Genomic DNA, 18,491 nt, shown 5'->3' with positions numbered 1-18,491 from the left:
GTACGTCTCGGGCATGCGGCTCGCGTTCCACATCCAGGCCAGGGGGAGCGTGATGGCGAGGGTCGCGACGAGGGCCAGCAGGAGTGCCATCCGGCCCTTGCCGCGAACCCGTGAGTCGTCAGGCGATGACACGTTCCCTCGGGACGTCCGACGCCGCCGAGGTGTCGCCGACCACGCGCCGGGACCGGTAGACCGTCCACGCGGCCGACGAGAAGAGCAGCAGCGCGTTGATCCCGTGCAGCGCCCCGATGATCGGGTAGCTGTGCCCGAGGAGTCCCAGGGTCACCTGGAGCAGCACGAGTCCGAAGACGATGGCCGCCCATTTGACGCCGCCCGGCACCTTGGCGAAGAAGGACGAGACGAGGAGCCCCAGAGCGAGGAGCGGGATGACGAACATCCCGTTCATCCCGTGCAGGAGGAGCCCGATGAACTCGGCGAAGGGCGCGTCGCCGCTCTCGAAGGCCGCTTCCATCCCGGCCTTGTCGATGACTCCGCCGTCGTCGACGTACTTGCCCATCCCGGCGTCGCCGTACACGATGAACGACGCCTGGAGCATGACCTCGACGGCGACCAGGCCGGCGAACACGCGGTAGAGAGTCCGCATGGTTGAGCCTTTCTGACAGGGCTCGGTGGGAGCAACGCCGCCAACCGCGCCGCGGAACCGCAGTGGAGGTCCCCTGCGATGGTGGGGAGGCTCCGGTTCGACCTCGAATCCATGGTCCCGCTGCCGCTTCCGGCTGTCCACCGAATGGCGAAATGCCGCTGCCGCTCGGCACCCACCACGCGCTGCCGTCGCCAACTAGGCTGCGCACGATGAGCGCGCTCGAGGTGGTCGTGAGGTCAGTGGCCGTGCTGGCCGCCTTTCTCGTGCTCCCGCTGCTCGTCGGCCAGACCGAGCACAAGGTCATGGCGCACATGCAGGGACGACTCGGACCGATGTATGCCGGGGGGTTCCACGGGTGGGCCCAGCTCGTCGCCGACGGGGTGAAGTTCGCGCAGAAGGAGGACATCACCCCGCGCGCGGCGGACCGGACGATCTTCCGGATCGCGCCCTTCGTCGCCCTGGTGCCCTACCTCCTGGCCATGGCGGCGCTCCCGCTGCACGAGGGCGTGGCGGCCGTCGAGGTTCCGGCCAGCGCCGTCCTCCTGCTCGCGGCGACGAGCGTCGGCGCCCTCGGCACGCTCATGGCCGGCTGGGCCAGCGCCAACAAGTACGCCCTCCTCGGCGCGCTGCGCTCCGCCGCCCAGCTCGTCTCCTACGAGCTGCCGCTCGTCCTCTCCGTCGCGTCGGCCTGCCTCGCGGCCGGCACGCTCAGCCTCGCGGGGGTCGTCGAGGCGTGGTCGCCGTGGTGGCTCGTCTGGCAGCTCCCCGGCGCGGTCGTGTTCCTCGTCGCCGCCCTCGCCGAGCTGCAGCGGCCGCCGTTCGACATGCCGATCGCCGACGCCGAGCTCGTCATGGGGCCGTGGACCGAGTACACCGGGCTGCGGTTCGCGTTCTTCCTGCTCGCCGAGTACGCGGGGATCGTCGTCTTCTCGCTCCTCTTCGCCGTCCTCTTCCTCGGCGGCTGGCGCGGCCCGTTCAGTGACGAGCTCGGCTGGCTCTGGACCCTGCTCAAGGGCCTCGTCGTCGCAGTGCTCGTCATCTGGTTCCGCGTCGCCTGGCCGCGCATGCGCGAGGACCAGCTGCAGCGCCTCGCCTGGCTCGTCCTCCTGCCCGTCGCCCTGGCCCAGCTGGCCCTCACCGGAATAGGAGTGGTGGTGACCCCATGAACGCCCCCACAGGACACGACCACTCGGGCCACGACCACTCGAGCCACGGCCATGGCGGACCCGGCCACGGCGGGAGCAAGCCAGCGGCGAAGGGCATGCTGCCCGGCATCCTCAAGGGTCTGGCGACGACCGCGAAGACGGCGACGCGCAGGACCCACACGGCCGAGTACCCCGACGTCGCCCCCGACCTCCCGCCGCGCAGCCGCGGCGTCATCGCGCTCCTCGAGGAGAACTGCACGAGCTGCATGCTCTGCGCCCGCGAGTGCCCCGACTGGTGCATCTACATCGACTCGCACAAGGAGACGATCCCCGCGACGACCGAGGGTGGACGCGACCGCCAGCGCAACGTCCTCGACGACTTCTCGATCGACTTCTCGCTGTGCATGTACTGCGGGATCTGCATCGAGGTCTGCCCGTTCGACGCGCTCTTCTGGAGCCCGCAGTTCGAGTACGCCGAGACCGACATCCGCGACCTCCTCCACGACAAGGAACGGCTCGGCGGCTGGATGGACACGGTGCCGCCGCCGCCGGCCCTGGACGAGCGGTCGGCCGAGCCGGCCGAGGTCGCCGCGGCCAACAAGCCGGCCCGGGCGCCGCGGGGCGCGGCGACGACGGGGACGTCCGGGACGTCCGGGGCATGACCTCTCTCGACCTGGCGTTCGCCGCGTGCGGTCTGCTGGCGGTCGTCGCCGGCCTGCTCGCCGTGACGACCCGGCAGGTCGTGCACGCCGCCCTCTGGCTCGTCGTCGCGCTGCTCGGGGTGGCGGGGTGCCTGCTCGTCCTCGGGCACGAGCTCGTCGCCCTCGTGCTCGTGCTCGTCTACGTCGGGGCCGTCGTCGTGCTCGTCCTCTTCGCGCTCATGCTGACGCGGGCGCCGATCGGGCCCGACCTCGCGCACGCCGCGCCGGCCTGGCGGCAGGCCGCCGCGGCCGTGGCCGGGGCGGCGACGACGGCGCTGCTGCTCGCCGCCCTCGTGCCGGTGGCGGGCTCGGCCGTCGAGCGGCGCGAGATCTCCAACCAGGCCGTCGCGACCGAGCTCTTCGGGACGTGGGTGTGGCCGTTCGAGGCGCTCTCGGTGCTGCTGCTCGCGGCCCTCATCGCCGCCCTCGCGGTCTCGCGGGGACGCACCGGGGAGGACGCGTGATCCACCTCCTCGGGCCCTACGTCGTCGCCGCGCTGCTCGTCGGCCTCGGCGTCATGGGCGTCCTCGCCCGCCGCAACGCGGTCCTCGTGCTCGTCGGGGTCGAGCTCATCCTCTCGGGCTCGCTCGTCCTCCTCGTCGCGGCCGGCGCGACGGCACCGTCGCGCTGGGAGGCCTCGAGCGTCCTGCCGCTCTTCGTCATCACGATCGCGGCCGCCGAGGTCGTCGTCGCCCTCGCCGTCATCCTCACGGCCTTCCGCCACCGAGGGTCGATCGACATGGACGAGGCGCTGTGAGCGCGCTCCGGGTCTCGCACCTCCTCGTGCTCGTCCCCGCCCTCGCCGCCGTGGCGACCCTGGCCCTGCGACGGTGGCAGGGACCCGCGACGCTCGTCTCGGTCGCCGCCGCGCTCGTCTCGCTCCTCCTTGCGGTCGTCGGGCTCGTCGTGGCCCCGGTGCGGGGCACCGACCTCGTTCAGCTGCGCGGCTCGTATGCCGTCGGCGGGCTCGACCTCCCGCTCCAGCTGGGTGCCGGACCGGCGACGGCCGCGGTGGCCGGCGTCGTGGCCCTCGTCGCCGCGGCCGTGCTCGTCTTCACCCGCTGGTACCTCGCCGACGACGACCGCCTCGCCGTGTTCGCCGCCACCGTCAGCCTCTTCACCGCCGCGATGATGCTCGTCGTCCACGCCCGCGACCTCGTGCTCACCGTCGTCGGGTGGGAGGTCATGGGCTGGTGTTCCTACCTCCTCATCGGGCACTGGTCGCGCAAGGAGTCGGCCCGGCGGGCCGCGCTCAAGGCGTTCCTCGTCACCCGCGTCGCCGACATCGGCTTCGTCCTCGGGGTCGTCGGCCTGTGCGCCGGCGCCGGCTCCACCGGGCTCGACGCCGTCGTCGCCGCCTGGACCTCCGACGAGGCACCCGGCTCGCCCGCGCTGCGGTCGACCCTGCTCGCGCTCGTGGTCATCGGGGTGCTCGGCAAGTCGGCCCAGTTCCCCTTCCAGGACTGGCTGCCCGACGCGATGGAGGGCCCCACGCCCGCCTCGGCCCTCATCCACGCCGCGACGATGGTCGCCGCCGGGACCGTCGTCCTCGCCCAGCTGTTCGAGGTCCTCGTCCTCGCCGATGGCGCCCGCTGGGTCCTCGGCCTCGCGACCGCGGTGACGATGGTCGGTGCCGCCGTCCTCGCTCTCGGACAGTCCGACCTCAAGCGGCTGCTCGCGTGGTCGACGGTGAGCCAGGTCGCGATCATGCTCTCCGCGCTCGCGACGACCACCCGGGACGTCGGCCCCGACCCCGCGCTGTTCCATCTCTGGTCGCACGCGATCTTCAAGTCGCTGCTCTTCCTCACCATCGGCTGGCTGTCGGTCATCGCCGGCTCGACGCTCGCGACCGCGCTGCGCGGCGCGGCGCACGGACACCCGCTCGCCCAGGTCGCCTGGCTCGTCGGCCTCCTGGCCCTCGCCGGTGCGCCCTTCGTCGTCGGGGGACTGTCGAAGGAGCACGTCGTCGTCACGGCCTACGAGGGAGCGGCCAGCGCGGGCGGCCCCGGGGTCCTCGTCCTCGCCGCCCTCCTCGTCACCGTGGTCCTCACCGCCGCATATGCCGTCCGCGCCCACCTCGTCGTCTCCGCCCCCGTCCCCATCTCGCCAATTCCCCCGTTCGGTCCGGACACGCCGGGGCCGAACGGGGGAATTGGCGAGAAAAGCTCGGGACACGCCGGTATGCCGTCCGCACCGGTGCTCGCGTCGCTCGCGGTCCTCACCGTGCTCACCGTCGTCGGGGGGCTCGTGCTGCTCACCGGGCTGTTCGACGTCCACGGGGCGTCGGTGTGGTGGATGGTGCTGACGACCCTGCTGATCGTCATCGGTGGCGGCCTCTCCTGGCTAGCCCGAGGCGCCGGCGACCCGCGCGACCAGTTCGTCCGCACGCCCCGCCACCGCGCACTGGCCGACTCCGGCTTCGGTGCCGACGCGGCATACCGGGCCGTCGTGGCGCGCCCGGTGCTGGGGCTGGCGCGGGTCGTCGCCTTCCTCGACCGCGAGGTCGTCGACGGCTACGTGCGGGGGGCGGCGGCGTCGGCCGGTGTCGCGGGGTGGCTCGCCGAGCGCGGTCACCGCCGTGAGTCGCCCTCTGCCGGGCTGGGCCTCCTCGCCCTCGGGCTGCTCGTCGCGGCCGGGACGGCGGTGCTCACATGGCGCTGATCCTCATGCTCCTCGTTCCCGGGGCGGTCGGCCTGTGGCTCGTCACCGGCGGCCGCGGCCTCGACGCCCACACGGCTCGGGTCGTCGCTCTCGTCGCCGCCGCGGTCGGAGGGCTCGCGGCCGTCGTCGCGGCCGTCATGCGCCCCGTCGTCGACCGCGCCTGGATCCCCGACCTCGGGGTGCGCTGGCACTTCGCGATCGACGGGATCAGCGCTCCGCTCGTCGTCCTCACGGGCGTCATCGGGGTCCTCGTCGTCGCGCACGCGTGGGTCGAGCAGCCGTGGACCGACACCCACCTCGGCCGCGCCCGGGGGAGTGCCGCGACCTACCTCGGCGCGCTGCTCCTCGTCGAGACCGGTGCCCTCGCCGCCTTCGCCGCCCGCGACGCCATCCTCTTCTTCATCGCCTTCGAGGTCGTCCTCGTCCCGATGTGGGTGCTCATCTCGCGCTACGGCGACCCGAAGAGCGCGGCGGCGCGGGCCGACGCGTCGGCGAGGTTCATCCTCTACACCGCCGTCGGGTCCACCCTCATGCTCGTCGGGATCCTGCTGCTCGTCGCGCAGGCCGGGACCGCCGACCTCGACGCCCTGCCCGCCTCCGCGAGGGCGCTCGGGACCGGCCAGCAGACGCTCATCGCCGTCCTGCTCACCCTCGGGCTCGCCGTCAAGGTGCCGGTCTTCCCGCTGCACACGTGGTTGCCGGCGGCGCACACCACCGCACCGACCGCCGGGTCCGTCCTCTTGGCCGCCGTGCTGCTCAAGCTCGGCACCTACGGGCTGGTCCGGCTCCCGCTGGCGAACGTGCCGGACGGCTTCGCCCGGATCGCGCCCGGCCTCGCGATCGCCGGCGTCGTCGGCATCCTCTGGGGTGGGCTCATCTGCCTCGTCGAGCGCGACCTCAAGCGGCTCATCGCGTTCTCGTCGGTGGCCCACATGGGCTTCGTCGTCCTCGGGCTCGCGTCGGGGAGCGCGACCGGGCTGCAGGCCGCACTCATCGGCAACATCGCCCACGGCGTCATCTCGGCCCTGCTCTTCGTCATCGTCGGAGGGCTCAAGCACCGCTGGGGCTCGGTCGACCTTGCGGTGGTGCGACCGGCGCTGCGCGAGGTGTCGCCCCGACTGGGCTTCGCCCTCATCCTCGGGCTCGCGGCCGGACTCGGCCTCCCCGGTCTCGCCGGCTTCTGGGGCGAGTTCCTCGCGCTCGTCGCGGCGTGGGAGCCCGCCCACCACGAGGGCTTCCTGCGCACCTGCGCGGTCATCGCGGCCGTGGGCGCGGCGCTGGCTGCCGCCTACGCCCTGCGGGTCGCGCGCATCGTCTGGGTCGGCGACGCCGTCCCCGCCGCCGTCCCGGACGCCGCGGCCGACGACGCGCTCGCCGGCCGGCTCGACCGCATCGACACCCGGACACCGGACACCCGCGGCGTCGAGCTCGTCGTCCTCGCCGTCCTCGTCGCCGCCGTCGTCACCATCGGCGTCGTGCCGCACACAGTCCTCTCCGTCACCGCCGCAGCCGCCGAGGCGCTCGTCGGGGGTGGGCGATGACCCTCGAGATGTCGTGGGCCCTGCTCCTCCCGGCGCTCGTCCCGGTCGCGGCGGTGCTCCTCGTGCTCGTGGTCGACGCCGTCGCCCCACGGGCCCGGCTGGCCGCCCCGGTCATCGGCGCCCTCGGGCTCGGTGGCGGCGCGGCCACCGCGCTCCCCGGGCTCGTCGGCACCGGTCCTCGGCTCACCCTCTGCACCCCCGCCCCGGAGGGCCGCTGCCTCTGGGACGGCGGACCGCTGACGAGCACCCTCCAGGTCGCCGCCCTGCTCGCGACCCTCGCGGTCCTCGCCCTCGTCTCGATCCACCGGGCCGGGGTCATCGACGTCGTCCTGCTGCTCGCGTCCGCCAGCGGCGCCGTCGCCGTCGTCGCCTCCCGCGACCTCGGCACTTGGCTCGTCACGCTCGAGCTCGCGACCCTGCCCGTCATCGCCCTCGTCGCCTGGCGGGACCGCCGGGCCGCCGCGCACGGAGCGCTGACCCTGCTCACGACCTCGCTCGTCTCGTTCGGCCTGCTCGTCCTCGGCGCCGCCCTCTGGGTCACCGGCACCGGCGACCCGACGCTCACCGGGGACTCGCTTGCCACCGCCTGGGAGGTCCCGGAGCAGCGGGTCCTCGTCAGCCTCGCCACGGTCGTCCTCGTCGCCGGGCTGGCGTTCAAGATGTCGGCGGTGCCGTTCCACGCGTGGACGCCCACCACCCTGGCGGCGGGACCCCTGCCGGTGGCGGCCCTGCTCGCGTCGGCGTCCAAGGTCGCCGCCGTCGGAGCGCTCATCGTCGTCCTCGCCCCCTACGAGTCGGTCCTCGGCCTGACCCCCGGCCCGCACGCCGTCGTCGCGGCCCTCGTCACCCTCACCGTGGCGTCGATGCTCGTGGGCACGGTCATGGCGCTGCGCCAGACCGAGGTCGTGCGGCTCCTCGCGTGGTCGACCGTCGCCCAGGCCGGCTGGGTGATCCTGCCGCTGACCGCGCTCACCGCCGCCGGTCGCCGGGCCGCCGCGGTCTACGTCGTCGTGTATGCCGTCGCCGGCCTCGTCGCCTTCGCCGCGGTCCGCGCCGTCCACGGACCGCACGTGGAGGACCGACGGGACCTCACGGCATACCCGGGGCTGCTCCGTCGCGACCCGGTGACCGGTGGGGCGCTCGCGCTCGCGCTGCTCGTCCTCGCCGGCCTGCCGCCGGGGGTCATCGGGCTCGTCGCCAAGATCGTCGCGATCCGACCCGTCGTCTCGGCGGGGCTGTGGCCGGTGGCGGTCGTCGCCGTCGTCGCGGCGGTGCTCGGGATCGCCGTCTACGTCCGGTGGTTCGCGGTGCTCATCGGCGAGCCCGGGGAGGACGCGCCGGCCCGGCCGCGCTCGCGCCGCGCCAGCGTGGGTGTCGCCCTCGTCGGGTCGGCGGTCCTCGTGCTCGCCAGCGTCCTGCCACAGCTGCTCGTCGGGCTGGTGTCGTGAGCGTGGGACCGGAACGATTCGTGCTCGACCAAGCGTTGGAGGGGACATGCACAACCATTTCAACGGCCTGAAGACCGCCGGGCTCTTCGGCCTCATCTTCGGGCTGCTGCTCGCCCTCGGCTGGGCCGCCGCGGCCTACTTCGGCAACCCCAACTTCATCCTCATGTTCGCCCTCATCGGCGTCGCCATGACGTTCTACTCCTACTGGAACAGCGACAAGCTCGCCATCAAGGCGATGCATGCGTTCCCGGTGAGCGAGACCGAGGCGCCGGGCATGTACCGCATCGTGCGCGAGCTCTCGACCAAGGCCGGGCAGCCGATGCCGCGCCTCTACATCTCGCCGACCGAGGCGCCGAACGCCTTCGCGACCGGCCGCAACCCGCAGAACGCCGCCGTCTGCTGCACCCAGGGGATCCTGCAGCTGCTCGACGAGCGCGAGCTGCGCGGCGTCCTCGGCCACGAGCTCATGCACGTGTACAACCGCGACATCCTCACCGGCTCCGTCGCCGCGGCCATCGCCGGCGTCATCAGCACCGTCGGGCAGATGCTGAGCTTCAGCGCGATGTTCGGCGGGGGCAACCGCGACAGCAACAACCCCGGCGGCGCGATCGCCGGCCTCGCGATGGCGATCATCGCCCCCATCGGCGCCATGGTGATCCAGCTCGCGATCTCGCGCACCCGCGAGTACGACGCCGACGAGGACGGCGCGACCCTCACCGGTGACCCGCTGGCCCTGGCATCGGCGCTGGCCAAGCTCGAGGCGGGTGTCTCGCGGGCGCCGCTCGCCCCGACCAAGGACCTCGTCAACGCGAGCCACATGATGATCGCCAACCCGTTCCGCGCCCAGGACGTCTCCCGGCTCATGGCGACCCACCCGCCGATGGCCGACCGCATCGCACGCCTCCAGGTCATGGCGACCGGCTTCCGGGGCTACTGACCCGACCAGGCCCGACCTGCCGCGCGCCGTGTGGCAGCATCGCGGCGTGCCTTCTCTGACTCGCGACGAAGCCCGGCAGCGGGCGCAGCTCATCACCGTCGACCGCATGGAGGTGGACCTCGACCTCGACCGCGGCGCCGAGCACTTCGGCTCGACCGCGCGGATCCGGTTCTCCTGCAACGCCCCGGGTGAGGCGACGTTCCTCGACCTGCGCCCGGTGTCGGTGGAGTCGGTCGTGCTCAACGGTGCCGTGGTCGACGTGGGGCTGCTCGCCGGCGGCCGGGTGGCGCTCTCCGACCTGCGGGCCGAGAACACCGTCGAGGTGACCGCGACGATGGCCTACTCGCGCGACGGGCAGGGACTGCACCGCAGCACCGACCCGGCCGACGGGGAGGACTACGTCTACGGGCACCTGTTCCTCGACGCCGCCCCGACGGTGTTCGCCTGCTTCGACCAGCCCGACCTCAAGGCGCCCTACGCCGTGTCGGTCCGGGCGCCGCAGGAGTGGCTCGTCCTCGGCAACGGCCGCGCGACCCGGACCGCGCCCGGGGCGTGGGAGCTCAGCGAGACCCTGCCGCTCGCGACCTACTTCGTCACGGTCTGCGCCGGGCCGTGGGTCTCCGTCCACGACGAGCACGACGGCATCCCCCTGGGGATCCATGCCCGCCGCAGCCTGCGCGCCGACCTCGAGCGGCACGCCCCGCAGATGCTCGAGGTGACCAGGCAGTCCTTCGACCACTTCCACCGGACCTTCGACGTGCGCTACGCGTTCGGCGACTACGACCAGGTCTTCGTGCCGGAGTTCAACGCCGGCGCGATGGAGAACCCGGGCTGCGTGACCTTCCGCGACCCGATGCTGTACCGCGGGGCGGCCACCCGCGAGCAGGTCCTCCAGCGCAGCAACACCATCGCGCACGAGATGGCGCACATGTGGTTCGGCGACCTCGTGACGATGCGCTGGTGGGACGACCTGTGGCTCAACGAGTCGTTCGCCGAGTTCATGGCCTACACCGCGACGAGCGCAGCGACCGAGTTCACCGACTCGTGGGTCGAGTTCGGGATCGCGCGCAAGCAGTGGGGGTATGCCGCCGAGCGCGCTCCCAGCACCCACCCCGTGGCCGGGTCACCCGCGCCGGACGCCCAGAGCGCCCTCGAGAACTTCGACGGCATCTCCTACGCCAAGGGCGCCTCCGTCCTGCGCCAGCTCATCGCCCACATCGGTGAGGACGCGTTCAACGCCGGTGTCACGGCATACCTCCGTTCCCACGAGCACGGCAACGGCGAGCTGTCCGAGTTCCTCGAGGCGATGGAGGCCACCCACGGTGCCTCGCTCGCCGACTGGAGCCGCGCGTGGCTCGAGACGGCGGGAGTCGACGTCATCGCCCTCGACCGCGACGGGACGCTGACCCGGACCGTGCCGGAGGCGCACCCCGCCGACCGCACCCACGCCCTCGACGTCGCGGGGTTCACCGGCGGCGCCGAGACCTTCCGCACCGCCGTCACGCTCGACGGCCCGCAGGTGCGGCTCGACGAGGTGCCGGACTCCGCCGTGCTCCTGCCCAACGCGGGTGACCTCACCTGGGCCACCGTCGACCTCGATGCCGCCTCGCTCTCGGCCCTGCCGGCCGAGCTGTCGCGCATCCCGGACACGACCGCCCGCTCGGTCCTCTGGGGCGCGGTGCTCACCGGGGTGTTCCGGGCGAGTGTCGACCCCAAGCTCGCGCTCGACGTCTTCACGGCGGCCTGGCCGCTGGAGTCCCACGACGCCCTGATGTCGCGGGTGGCCATCGCGTTCGGCGACCGGATCCTCCCGACCTTCCTCGCGGAGGGTGACGTGCAGGACGCCGAGGAGCGCGTCGCCGGTGCGGCGCTCATGGCGTTCCAGGGGGCCACACCCGGGTCGGACCGGGCCCTCGTGGCGGCGCGGGTCCTGGCCGTTGCGACGACCGACGAGGACCGCCTCTCCGCGTGGGTCGACGGGCGTTCCCTCCCCGAGGGCCTCGAGGGCGACTCCGACTTCCGGTGGCTCGTCGTGCAGACCATGGCACGTCTCGGGCTCGCCGACGACACGCTCATCGCCGGAGTCGAGGCGGACGACACGACGCTCTCCGGGCGCCTGGCGGGGCTCTCGGCACGGGCCGCCCGCCCCGAGGCCGCGGACAAGGAGTGGGCGTGGGCCGAGATCGCCGCGAACCGGGAGCGCTCCAACTACGAGCTCAACGCGCTCGCGACCGGGTTCTGGTCCAGCGGGTCCATCGAGACCCTGCGACCGTATGCCGCCCGCTACGTCACCGACATCCCCCGCCTCGCGACGTGGCTCGGCGCGGACGCGCACGACCGGGTCGCGAGCCTGGCCTTCCCATCGCGGGTGGTCGAGCCCGGGACCGTCGAGCTGGTGCGCAGGGCGATGGCCGGCCCCGGCCTCACCGCCGGTGTGCGCCGGGCGATGGGTGACGAGCTGTCCAAGCTCGAGGAGGCGCTGACCTCACGCGCCCGCTGGGCCTGAACCGCACACAGGGCAGGAGTCAGAGGGTGACGCGGGCCATGATCTGGTCGGCGTAGGCGCGCTCGCCCGCGGCGTTCGGGTGGATCGGCACGAAGTTGAGTGACCCGACGGCCGGCTCGACCCAGCGCACCCACGGGAGCTGGCAGGCGTCACGCCCGGCCGACGGCGCCCACATGTCGACGTAGGTCGCCCCGTTGTCCAGGGCGGCCTGCTTCACGGCCGCGTTGAGCGTCTGCTCGATCCCGTTGACGTAGGGCAGGTCACCCGCGGCGATCGGCATCGTGAGGTAGCAGCCCTTCGTCGGCGGCAGCACCTGCGGGTAGCCGGGGACGACGATCCGCGCCTGCGGTGCGCGCGCCCTGGCGGCGGCGATGGCCGCACGTACGGCCGGGTAGGTCCTGGTCTGGATGGTCGTGGCGAAGGACGACCCGTACTTCACCTGGCACGGGCTGCCCTGACCCAGGGTCGACAGCCCCGCCGTCATGCAGCTCTGGATGAGGCCGGTGAACACGCTGGAGTCGTTCCCGCCGATGCCGATCGTCACGAGACGGGCGCTCGGGGTGAGCGCGTCGAGCTGGGGCGGCACGCCGGGATACTGCGCGGTGAAGAAGTCCATCGTGTCGGCGCCGCCGCACGTGACGTCGGTGAGCGCGCGGCCGGTGCGCTTGGCGATGAGGTGCGGGTAGTTGACCGCGGACTGGGCGCACAGCGGGTGGGCGGTGCTCAGCGGCAGGACCCCCGAGCCGGCCGAGAAGCTGTCGCCGAGGGCCACGTAGGGGCCAGCCGGCACGCGTGGCGACGAGGCCGCGGTGGCCAGGGCGGGGGTGACGAGACCGAGGGCGAGCGCGGCGGCGGCGGTGCCGGCGAGGGCGGCGAGACCGCGGGCGGGGCGGCGCATCTCAACTCCGTAGTTCGATCCGGTGGTTACTGGAGCGTAACCACCTTCGCGCCGCCGTGGCGGATGGAGATCGGCTCAGCGGTAGTTCGTGTACTGCAGCGCGACGTCGAGGTCGGCGTCGGTGAGCATGCGCTGCACCGCCTGGAGGTCGTCGCGCGACTTGCTGCTCACGCGCAGCTCGTCGCCCTGGATCTGCGACTTGACGCCCTTGGGCCCCTCGTCGCGGATCATCTTGTTGATCTTCTTCGCGTTCTCGGTCGAGATGCCCTGCTTGAGCGGGACGTCGAGCTTGTACTCCTTGCCCGACAGTCGCGGCCCGGCCTCGGGGACATCGAGGTGCTTGAGCGACACCTTGCGCTTGACGAGCCAGGTCTGGACGACGTCGAGGACGGCGAGGACGCGCTCCTCGGAGTTGGCCTGCATGGAGATCGACTCACCCGACAGCTCGACCTTGGCGCCGATGTTCTTGAAGTCGTAGCGGTTGGCGACCTCCTTGGCTGCCGCGTTGACCGCGTTGGCGACTTCCTGCTTGTCGTAGTTGCTCACGATGTCCATCGAGCTGTCCGCCACGGGTCCTCCTGGAGTCGAGTTTCGGGTTCAGGGTCTCGGCTTGCTATCCTTCCACGCGCACGGCGGGTTGCCCGAGCGGCCAATGGGAGTGGACTGTAAATCCATCGCGAAAGCTTCGAAGGTTCGAATCCTTCACCCGCCACCACGTGCTCGAAGGCCCTTGACCGTATGCCGGTCAGGGGCCTTCGTCGTGGCACCTCAGGTCGTGCGCCCACGCAGCCAGTCGCGAACGTGCTTGCGCGGGAGCTGTCGCAGCGCCTCCTCGTAGTCCCGTTCAGCGGAGCGAGCGCGCTGCACCTCTCCTGCGTGGAGACGACCGGCGCCGAACGCCACGGTGACGTCGCCGTCAGCCCGCTCGGCGAGGTCCTGCAGCCAGGCTCGCGCGACGACCGTGTCCTGATGGGCGCCCAGTGCCTCCTGCAGAGCCTTCGCCTGCGCGACGAGGGTCCTCGCCGGCGTGCCGAGCACCGGGGTCCCGGACTCGGCGGAGTACCGCAGCCTCTTGACCTTCTTGCGGACCTCGTGCAGCGCCACGTCGTGCGCCGGACCGGGGGTGGAGCGGCGAACGACCTTGGCGGCTCGTCGTACCCGTCGCACGTCACGCTCGAGGATCCCGGGGAGCACGGAGCGCGCCCGACGAGGGCTCGGGGGCAGCACCGTGGGGGACTCGATGATGGCCTCGAGCGACGTGACCAGACGACCGTAACGTTCGCTCGCCACGGCTGCCATCGCCGCTTGGCGCCCTGCGCGGTGCGCCTGTTCGAGCTCGTGGTCGATCCGGGCGCGCAGGGTCGCGGAGGCAGGGTCGGTGGGCTGGCCGAGCTCGCCGACCACCTCGTCGAGGTGGCGTCGCAGGACCTCGAAGTCGCGAGCTGGTCCCAGCGACAGCCCGAGCCACCGCAGCTCCTCACGGATGGGCTCCACGGTGCCCGGGTCCTCGTGATCGCGATAGCTGGCGAGCACCGACCGCAGGCGGCGGGCGGCGATCCGCAGCTGGTGGACAGTCTCACCCTGCAGTCCGGCGTCGTGCTCCTTGAGGACGCCCAACTGCTCGGCGAGGTAGGTGTGCAGCACCTCACTGGTGGCGGACCGGCGACGGGGCGGTGTCGACGGCGGCTCGTCCCCGCGTTCGGGTGCGTCCTCCGCCAAGGCCCTGGCCACCTTCGACGGCGCGGGCGCCGGGCGGGCGCCGGCAGCCACCACGGCGGCCGTCAGGTGCTCGAGAAGGTCACGTTGCCGTCAGTGAGCTCGATCTCCCACTCCCGCCAGTGGCGGTGCAGGGTGGGCGGGACGAGCCGCTCGGTTTGCACGACGTCGTCACAGAAGAGCGCCAGGTCGGCGCCGGACGCGTCACGCAGCGCGCGCTCGGTTCGGTGCGTCGTCACCCGAGCGACGGGCACGAGCGGCGTCGACCCGATGACCGGCTCCACCAGCACGCGCAGTCGCTTCGGCACGGTGCGGACCGCCCGGCCCAGTGGCAGGCGCGTCTCGGTGCGCGTGTCTGGACCGGAGGGCTCCTTCACGTGCCAACCCTCGTCAGCCCCGCCGACCCGCCGCCGCAGGGTGATGCCGGCTCGAAGCAGCTCAAGCTCGACGGTGTCGAAATACAGCGCCTCCAGGTCGACCTCGACGGCGCGTCCCACCTCGGCGACGGCGGCGATGTCGGAGAACGAGGGGCACTCGGCGTGGGGTTCGACGGCGTACTTGCGCTCGACCTCCTCGTGCCGCGTCGCTGCCATGACCCTCATCCTCGCGGACGAGCGCGGTCCGTCGGAGGGTTCTGTGACCAGCCGCTGACGCCAGGTCGGCACGAGCCCGTATGCCGGTCAGGGGCATTCGTCCTGTGCCTGCGGACCGTGGACGGTGCGGTTCGGGGTAGAACTGCGGTGACCGCGAAAGGACGATGCGCATGCCCGTGTGGGCCGAGGCAGGACTGTGGGGGCTCCTCGCGGGCGCCGCACTGGTGCTCGGCGCCGGCATCGCCTGGTTCGTCAAGGTGCCGCAGCAGGTCGTGGCCACCGTCATGGCGTTCGGGGCCGGCGTGCTCATCTCGGCCCTGTCGTTCGACCTCGTCGACGAGGCGGAGTCCGTCGGCGGGCTCGTGCCCACCGCAGCCGGCTTCATGGGCGGGGCGGTCATCTACGTCGCGGCGAACGTGGCCCTCGCCAAGCGTGGGGCGCGGCACCGCAAGCGGTCGCACGAGATCCAGGGCTCGGAGGAGGAGACGCCGGGCAGCGGCGCCGCCATCGCGATCGGTGCCCTGCTCGACGGGATCCCCGAGTCGATCGTCCTGGGGCTCAGCCTGCTCGGCGGGGGCGGTGTCGGGATCCCGGTCTTCGCGGCGATCTTCATGTCCAACCTGCCGGAGGGCCTGTCCAGCGCTGCGGGGATGAAGGCGTCGGGTCGGGGGGCCCGGTACGTCTTCGGGGTGTGGATCGGCATCGCCGCCACCACGGGTCTCGCCGGCCTGCTCGGCGTCCTCCTGCTCGAGGGTGCCGCGCCGGAGACCGTCGCGGCCATCACGGCGTTGGCTGCCGGGGCCATTCTCGCCATGGTCGCCGACACGATGATCCCGGAGGCCTTCGAGAAGACCCACCTGTACGCGGGACTCGCCGCGACGGTGGGGTTCATCTCCGCCTTCGTCCTGAGCCACGCCTGACCCGTCAGGGCGCGATGATCTGGCGCACCTCGGTGCCCGCATGCAGCCGGTCGAGGGCGAGGTTGACGTCGTCGAGGGCGACCTCGCCCGAGGTGACGAGGGCGTCGGCGGGGAGGAGCCCGGCGGCATAGAGCTCGAAGAGCCGGGGCAGGTCACGGCGAGGGACCGACGAACCCATGTAGGACCCGAGGATCGACTTCTCCTCGGCGACGAGCGACGCGATGGAGACGCCCACCTCGTGGCGCGGGTGGGGGAGCCCGGCGACGACGACCCGGCCCCCGGTCCGCGCCGCTGCGTAGGCCGTGGCGAGGGCGCCCGGATGCCCTGCGGCCTCGACCGCGACGTGCACGCCACCACCGGTGAGGTCCCGGATTTCCTCGAGGGCCGTGTCGCTCGCGAGCACGCCGTGGGTGGCGCCGACGGCCCGGGCCGAGTCGAGCTTGCCGGCGACGGCGTCGACGGCGATGACGGGGTGGGCACCGGCGAGGGCAGCGGCCATGACGGCGGAGATGCCGACGCCGCCGAGCCCGACGACCGCGACGGCCTCTCCGGGGCGCACCTGCGCCGTGTTGAGGACGGCACCGGCACCGGTGAGAACGGCGCAGCCGAAGACGGCGGCGGTCTCCAGCGGCACGGCGTCCGGAACCGGCACGAGGGAGCGCGGCGACACGATGGTCAGCTCGGAGAACGCCGAGACGCCGAGGTGGTGGTGGAGCTCGCGCCCGTCGGCGTCGCGGAAGGGGCGCCGGCCGGTGACGAGCCGGGCCTCCCGGTTGGCGGTCTGGCCGTCGGCGCACCGCACCGGGTTGCCGCCCGCGCAGTCGGCGCAGCTCCCGCACGAGGGGACGTAGGAGCAGACGACCCGGTCGCCCACCGCGAAGGCGGTGACCCCGGCGCCGACCTCCTCGACGACGCCGGCGGCCTCGTGCCCGAGGACCATCGGGAGCGGGCGGGGTCGGTCGCCGTTGACGACCGACAGGTCGGAGTGGCAGAGCCCGGCGGCGACGATCCGGACGAGCACCTCGCCCGGGCCGGGTCCGTCGAGGGTCAGGTCCTCGACGGACAGCGGTGCCGAGTCGACGAAGGGCCGGGCGTCGGTGGAGCGGCGCAGGACCGCCGCCCTCGTCGTGATGCCCATGGGTGCCCCTGTCGTGTGTGCGCGGGTCGTGGTCCGGAACCCCACCGTAGGCGTGCCGCAACCCTGCCGCCGCCCCTCGGCCCCGCCGCCCCGCCCCGTCCACGCGTCCGCGGGTCCACGACGGCGGTGGCACAGTGTGCGGATGGTGCATGACGGCGTGGTCGGGCTCGTCCTCGCGGCCGGGGCCGGCCGCCGGATGGGCGGGCCCAAGGGGCTGCTCCGGCTCGCGCCGTCCGGCCCGACCTTCGTCGAGACCGCCGTGGCACGCATCCACGAGGCCGGGGTGAAGGAGGTCCACGTCGTCGTGGGGGCCTCCGCCTCGGCCGTCGCGTCTCTGGCCGAGAAGGCAGGAGCCCGCGTCGTCGAGGCCCCCGACTGGGACGAGGGGATGGGCGCCTCGCTGCGCCACGGCCTCGACGCCCTGGCGGGCACCAGCGCGCAGGCGGCGCTGGTCATGCTCGTCGACCTGCCCGACGTCGGGTCGGCCGCCCACGCGCGGGTGCTGGAGGCGGCGAGCGCAGCGGGCGCTGGGCTCGGCAGCGTCCTGGTGCGGGCGGCATACGACGGGAGGCCGGGGCACCCCGTCCTGCTCGGGCGCGACCACTGGGACGCGATCCGGGAGGAGGCGGTGGGTGACCGGGGAGCCCGGGGCCACCTCGACGCCGCCGGCACGCTCCTCGTCGAGTGCGGCGACCTCGCCACCGGCCGCGACGTCGACCGTCCCGCCGACCTCTGACCGACTTCCGGGGGAGTGCGTGGCCCGGGGCGGCTGCGCGTGTGACGATGCGGGCATGGACTTCCCCACCGCGGCGGACCTCCGCCGGCGACTCGAGGACACCGGCTACCTCGGCGACGACGCGCTCGCCACCGTCGCGTGGCTCGCCCACCGGCTCGACCGGCCGCTGCTGCTCGAGGGCGAACCGGGCACGGGCAAGACCGCCCTCGCCGAGGCCCTCGCCGAGGCTGGGGGCGTCCCTCTCATCCGGCTCCAGTGCCACGAGGGCATCGACGCGAGCCAGGCCCTCTACGACTGGGACTTCCCGCGCCAGATCCTCCACCTGCGCGCGGTCGAGACGGTCGGGACGGCCGGCGGCGCCGGGGCGCTCGAGGACGTCGAGGCCAGCCTCTTCGACGAACGCTTCCTCCTCGCCCGGCCGGTCCTGCGAGCCCTGCGCGAGGCGCCGGCTGTCCTCCTCGTCGACGAGATCGACCGGGCGGACGACGAGTTCGAGGCGTTCCTGCTCGAGGTCCTCTCGACGTGGCAGGTGAGCATCCCCGAGCTCGGCACGATCAAGGCCGAGACGCCGCCGCTGGTCGTCCTCACCTCGAACCGCACCCGCGAGGTGCACGACGCCCTCAAGCGACGCTGCCTCTACCACTGGCTCGAACACCCGTCTCTCGAAAGGGAGCTGGCGATCGTTCGGACCCGCGCGCCCGAGGTCCCCAAGGAGCTCGCCGAGCAGGTCGTCCGTGCCGTCCACACGATCCGTACCGACGCCGAGCTCATCAAGCCGCCGGGCGTCGCCGAGACCCTCGACTGGGCCCGCGCCCTCCACGAGCTCGGGACGAGGGAGCTCGACACCGCCTCCGTGGCCGCGACCCTCGGCGTCGCGGTGAAGTACCGCGAGGACGGCGCCCGCGTCCGCGCGTCGCTGGACCGGCTGATGGCGCGGTGATCCGGTC

18 protein-coding genes and 1 tRNA gene are annotated in these 18,491 nt (G+C 73.0%); 13 read left to right on the top strand and 6 right to left on the bottom strand.

What is annotated here, in order from left to right; all coding sequences use genetic code 11:
- Window positions 1-118: 118 nt before the first annotated feature.
- Entirely contained in the window at window positions 119-604 is a 486-nt protein-coding gene (locus AC3EU2_RS04265; protein WP_488178485.1) for a hypothetical protein, read from the bottom strand.
- A gap of 209 nt (window positions 605-813) precedes the next feature.
- On the opposite strand from AC3EU2_RS04265, the gene AC3EU2_RS04260 reads away from it, so the two are divergent.
- The 9 genes from AC3EU2_RS04260 to pepN all read left to right on the top strand — a co-directional run bounded on the left by AC3EU2_RS04260 (window position 814) and on the right by pepN (window position 11,543).
- Window positions 814-1,770 (top strand): complex I subunit 1/NuoH family protein, encoded by a 957-nt coding sequence (locus AC3EU2_RS04260; protein ID WP_488178484.1) that lies wholly within the window; start codon window positions 814-816, stop codon window positions 1,768-1,770.
- 95 nt (window positions 1,771-1,865) lie between these two features.
- On the top strand, window positions 1,866-2,411 hold the full coding sequence (locus AC3EU2_RS04255) for a 4Fe-4S binding protein (RefSeq protein WP_488179432.1): 546 nt from the start codon (window positions 1,866-1,868) through the stop codon (window positions 2,409-2,411).
- On the top strand, window positions 2,408-2,914 hold the full coding sequence (locus AC3EU2_RS04250; RefSeq protein WP_488178483.1) for an NADH-quinone oxidoreductase subunit J family protein: 507 nt from the start codon (window positions 2,408-2,410) through the stop codon (window positions 2,912-2,914). Before AC3EU2_RS04255 ends, AC3EU2_RS04250 begins: the two co-directional genes overlap by 4 nt.
- Entirely contained in the window at window positions 2,911-3,207 is a 297-nt protein-coding gene (nuoK, locus tag AC3EU2_RS04245) for an NADH-quinone oxidoreductase subunit NuoK (RefSeq protein ID WP_035931615.1), read from the top strand. Before AC3EU2_RS04250 ends, nuoK begins: the two co-directional genes overlap by 4 nt.
- Window positions 3,204-5,111 carry an NADH-quinone oxidoreductase subunit 5 family protein gene (locus tag AC3EU2_RS04240; protein ID WP_488178482.1) on the top strand — a complete coding sequence of 636 codons (1,908 nt, stop codon included), beginning with the start codon at window positions 3,204-3,206 and terminating at the stop codon, window positions 5,109-5,111. Before nuoK ends, AC3EU2_RS04240 begins: the two co-directional genes overlap by 4 nt.
- Entirely contained in the window at window positions 5,102-6,652 is a 1,551-nt protein-coding gene (locus AC3EU2_RS04235) for a complex I subunit 4 family protein (RefSeq protein ID WP_488178481.1), read from the top strand. The genes AC3EU2_RS04240 and AC3EU2_RS04235 overlap by 10 nt, the downstream gene beginning before the upstream one ends.
- The gene (locus tag AC3EU2_RS04230) at window positions 6,649-8,100 is read left to right on the top strand and encodes an NADH-quinone oxidoreductase subunit N (RefSeq protein ID WP_488178480.1); all 1,452 of its coding nucleotides are present in this window, start codon (window positions 6,649-6,651) and stop codon (window positions 8,098-8,100) included. The genes AC3EU2_RS04235 and AC3EU2_RS04230 overlap by 4 nt, the downstream gene beginning before the upstream one ends.
- 46 nt (window positions 8,101-8,146) lie before the next feature.
- Window positions 8,147-9,037 carry a zinc metalloprotease HtpX gene (gene htpX / locus AC3EU2_RS04225; protein WP_488178479.1) on the top strand — a complete coding sequence of 297 codons (891 nt, stop codon included), beginning with the start codon at window positions 8,147-8,149 and terminating at the stop codon, window positions 9,035-9,037.
- Between the two features lie 46 nt (window positions 9,038-9,083).
- Entirely contained in the window at window positions 9,084-11,543 is a 2,460-nt protein-coding gene (pepN, locus tag AC3EU2_RS04220) for an aminopeptidase N (RefSeq protein ID WP_488178478.1), read from the top strand.
- A gap of 19 nt (window positions 11,544-11,562) precedes the next feature.
- On the opposite strand, the gene AC3EU2_RS04215 is transcribed toward pepN, so the two are convergent.
- Both AC3EU2_RS04215 and AC3EU2_RS04210 read right to left on the bottom strand, forming a co-directional pair.
- Window positions 11,563-12,441, bottom strand: a complete 879-nt coding sequence (locus tag AC3EU2_RS04215; RefSeq protein WP_488178477.1) for an SGNH/GDSL hydrolase family protein — start codon at window positions 12,439-12,441, stop codon at window positions 11,563-11,565.
- A 75-nt stretch (window positions 12,442-12,516) separates the two neighbouring features.
- Window positions 12,517-13,011, bottom strand: coding sequence for a YajQ family cyclic di-GMP-binding protein (locus tag AC3EU2_RS04210; RefSeq protein WP_488178476.1), 495 nt, complete (start codon window positions 13,009-13,011; stop codon window positions 12,517-12,519).
- A gap of 61 nt (window positions 13,012-13,072) precedes the next feature.
- Between AC3EU2_RS04210 and AC3EU2_RS04205 the strand changes: the two genes are divergently transcribed.
- Window positions 13,073-13,156, top strand: a tRNA-Tyr gene (locus tag AC3EU2_RS04205).
- Window positions 13,157-13,209: 53 nt separating this feature from the next.
- On the opposite strand, the gene AC3EU2_RS04200 is transcribed toward AC3EU2_RS04205, so the two are convergent.
- A complete protein-coding gene (locus AC3EU2_RS04200) occupies window positions 13,210-14,160 on the bottom strand; it encodes a CHAD domain-containing protein (protein ID WP_488178475.1) in 951 nt (316 codons plus the stop codon).
- A 62-nt stretch (window positions 14,161-14,222) separates the two neighbouring features.
- A complete protein-coding gene (locus AC3EU2_RS04195; RefSeq protein WP_488178474.1) occupies window positions 14,223-14,750 on the bottom strand; it encodes a CYTH domain-containing protein in 528 nt (175 codons plus the stop codon).
- A 170-nt stretch (window positions 14,751-14,920) separates the two neighbouring features.
- On the opposite strand from AC3EU2_RS04195, the gene AC3EU2_RS04190 reads away from it, so the two are divergent.
- Window positions 14,921-15,670 (top strand): ZIP family metal transporter, encoded by a 750-nt coding sequence (locus AC3EU2_RS04190; protein WP_488178473.1) that lies wholly within the window; start codon window positions 14,921-14,923, stop codon window positions 15,668-15,670.
- Window positions 15,671-15,674: 4 nt separating this feature from the next.
- On the opposite strand, the gene AC3EU2_RS04185 is transcribed toward AC3EU2_RS04190, so the two are convergent.
- Window positions 15,675-16,808: an alcohol dehydrogenase catalytic domain-containing protein gene (locus tag AC3EU2_RS04185; protein WP_488178472.1), complete on the bottom strand. Its 1,134-nt coding sequence runs from the start codon at window positions 16,806-16,808 to the stop codon at window positions 15,675-15,677.
- A 142-nt stretch (window positions 16,809-16,950) separates the two neighbouring features.
- Between AC3EU2_RS04185 and AC3EU2_RS04180 the strand changes: the two genes are divergently transcribed.
- Both AC3EU2_RS04180 and AC3EU2_RS04175 read left to right on the top strand, forming a co-directional pair.
- Window positions 16,951-17,544, top strand: a complete 594-nt coding sequence (locus AC3EU2_RS04180; RefSeq protein ID WP_488178471.1) for a nucleotidyltransferase family protein — start codon at window positions 16,951-16,953, stop codon at window positions 17,542-17,544.
- A 55-nt stretch (window positions 17,545-17,599) separates the two neighbouring features.
- Complete coding sequence (locus AC3EU2_RS04175) at window positions 17,600-18,484, top strand: AAA family ATPase (protein WP_488178469.1); 885 nt, start codon at window positions 17,600-17,602, stop codon at window positions 18,482-18,484.
- Window positions 18,485-18,491: the final 7 nt, after the last annotated feature.

This window comes from Knoellia sp. B-D-2 (assembly GCF_057714695.1).
Note: the sequence above shows the minus strand (reverse complement) of the source record. Positions and strands in the feature narration are given on the sequence as shown.

What these genes read in the sequence shown, in the direction of transcription:
- AC3EU2_RS04175 (WP_488178469.1), top strand. Translation starts at nt 17,600, where the DNA reads ATGGACTTCCCCACCGCGGCGGACCTCCGCCGGCGACTCGAGGACACC.
- AC3EU2_RS04265 (WP_488178485.1), bottom strand. Translation starts at nt 604, where the DNA reads ATGCGGACTCTCTACCGCGTGTTCGCCGGCCTGGTCGCCGTCGAGGTC.
- AC3EU2_RS04255 (WP_488179432.1), top strand. Translation starts at nt 1,866, where the DNA reads ATGCTGCCCGGCATCCTCAAGGGTCTGGCGACGACCGCGAAGACGGCG.
- AC3EU2_RS04250 (WP_488178483.1), top strand. Translation starts at nt 2,408, where the DNA reads ATGACCTCTCTCGACCTGGCGTTCGCCGCGTGCGGTCTGCTGGCGGTC.
- AC3EU2_RS04230 (WP_488178480.1), top strand. Translation starts at nt 6,649, where the DNA reads ATGACCCTCGAGATGTCGTGGGCCCTGCTCCTCCCGGCGCTCGTCCCG.
- AC3EU2_RS04235 (WP_488178481.1), top strand. Translation starts at nt 5,102, where the DNA reads ATGGCGCTGATCCTCATGCTCCTCGTTCCCGGGGCGGTCGGCCTGTGG.
- AC3EU2_RS04180 (WP_488178471.1), top strand. Translation starts at nt 16,951, where the DNA reads ATGGTGCATGACGGCGTGGTCGGGCTCGTCCTCGCGGCCGGGGCCGGC.
- AC3EU2_RS04190 (WP_488178473.1), top strand. Translation starts at nt 14,921, where the DNA reads ATGCCCGTGTGGGCCGAGGCAGGACTGTGGGGGCTCCTCGCGGGCGCC.
- AC3EU2_RS04195 (WP_488178474.1), bottom strand. Translation starts at nt 14,750, where the DNA reads ATGGCAGCGACGCGGCACGAGGAGGTCGAGCGCAAGTACGCCGTCGAA.
- AC3EU2_RS04260 (WP_488178484.1), top strand. Translation starts at nt 814, where the DNA reads ATGAGCGCGCTCGAGGTGGTCGTGAGGTCAGTGGCCGTGCTGGCCGCC.
- AC3EU2_RS04185 (WP_488178472.1), bottom strand. Translation starts at nt 16,808, where the DNA reads ATGGGCATCACGACGAGGGCGGCGGTCCTGCGCCGCTCCACCGACGCC.
- AC3EU2_RS04215 (WP_488178477.1), bottom strand. Translation starts at nt 12,441, where the DNA reads ATGCGCCGCCCCGCCCGCGGTCTCGCCGCCCTCGCCGGCACCGCCGCC.
- htpX (WP_488178479.1), top strand. Translation starts at nt 8,147, where the DNA reads ATGCACAACCATTTCAACGGCCTGAAGACCGCCGGGCTCTTCGGCCTC.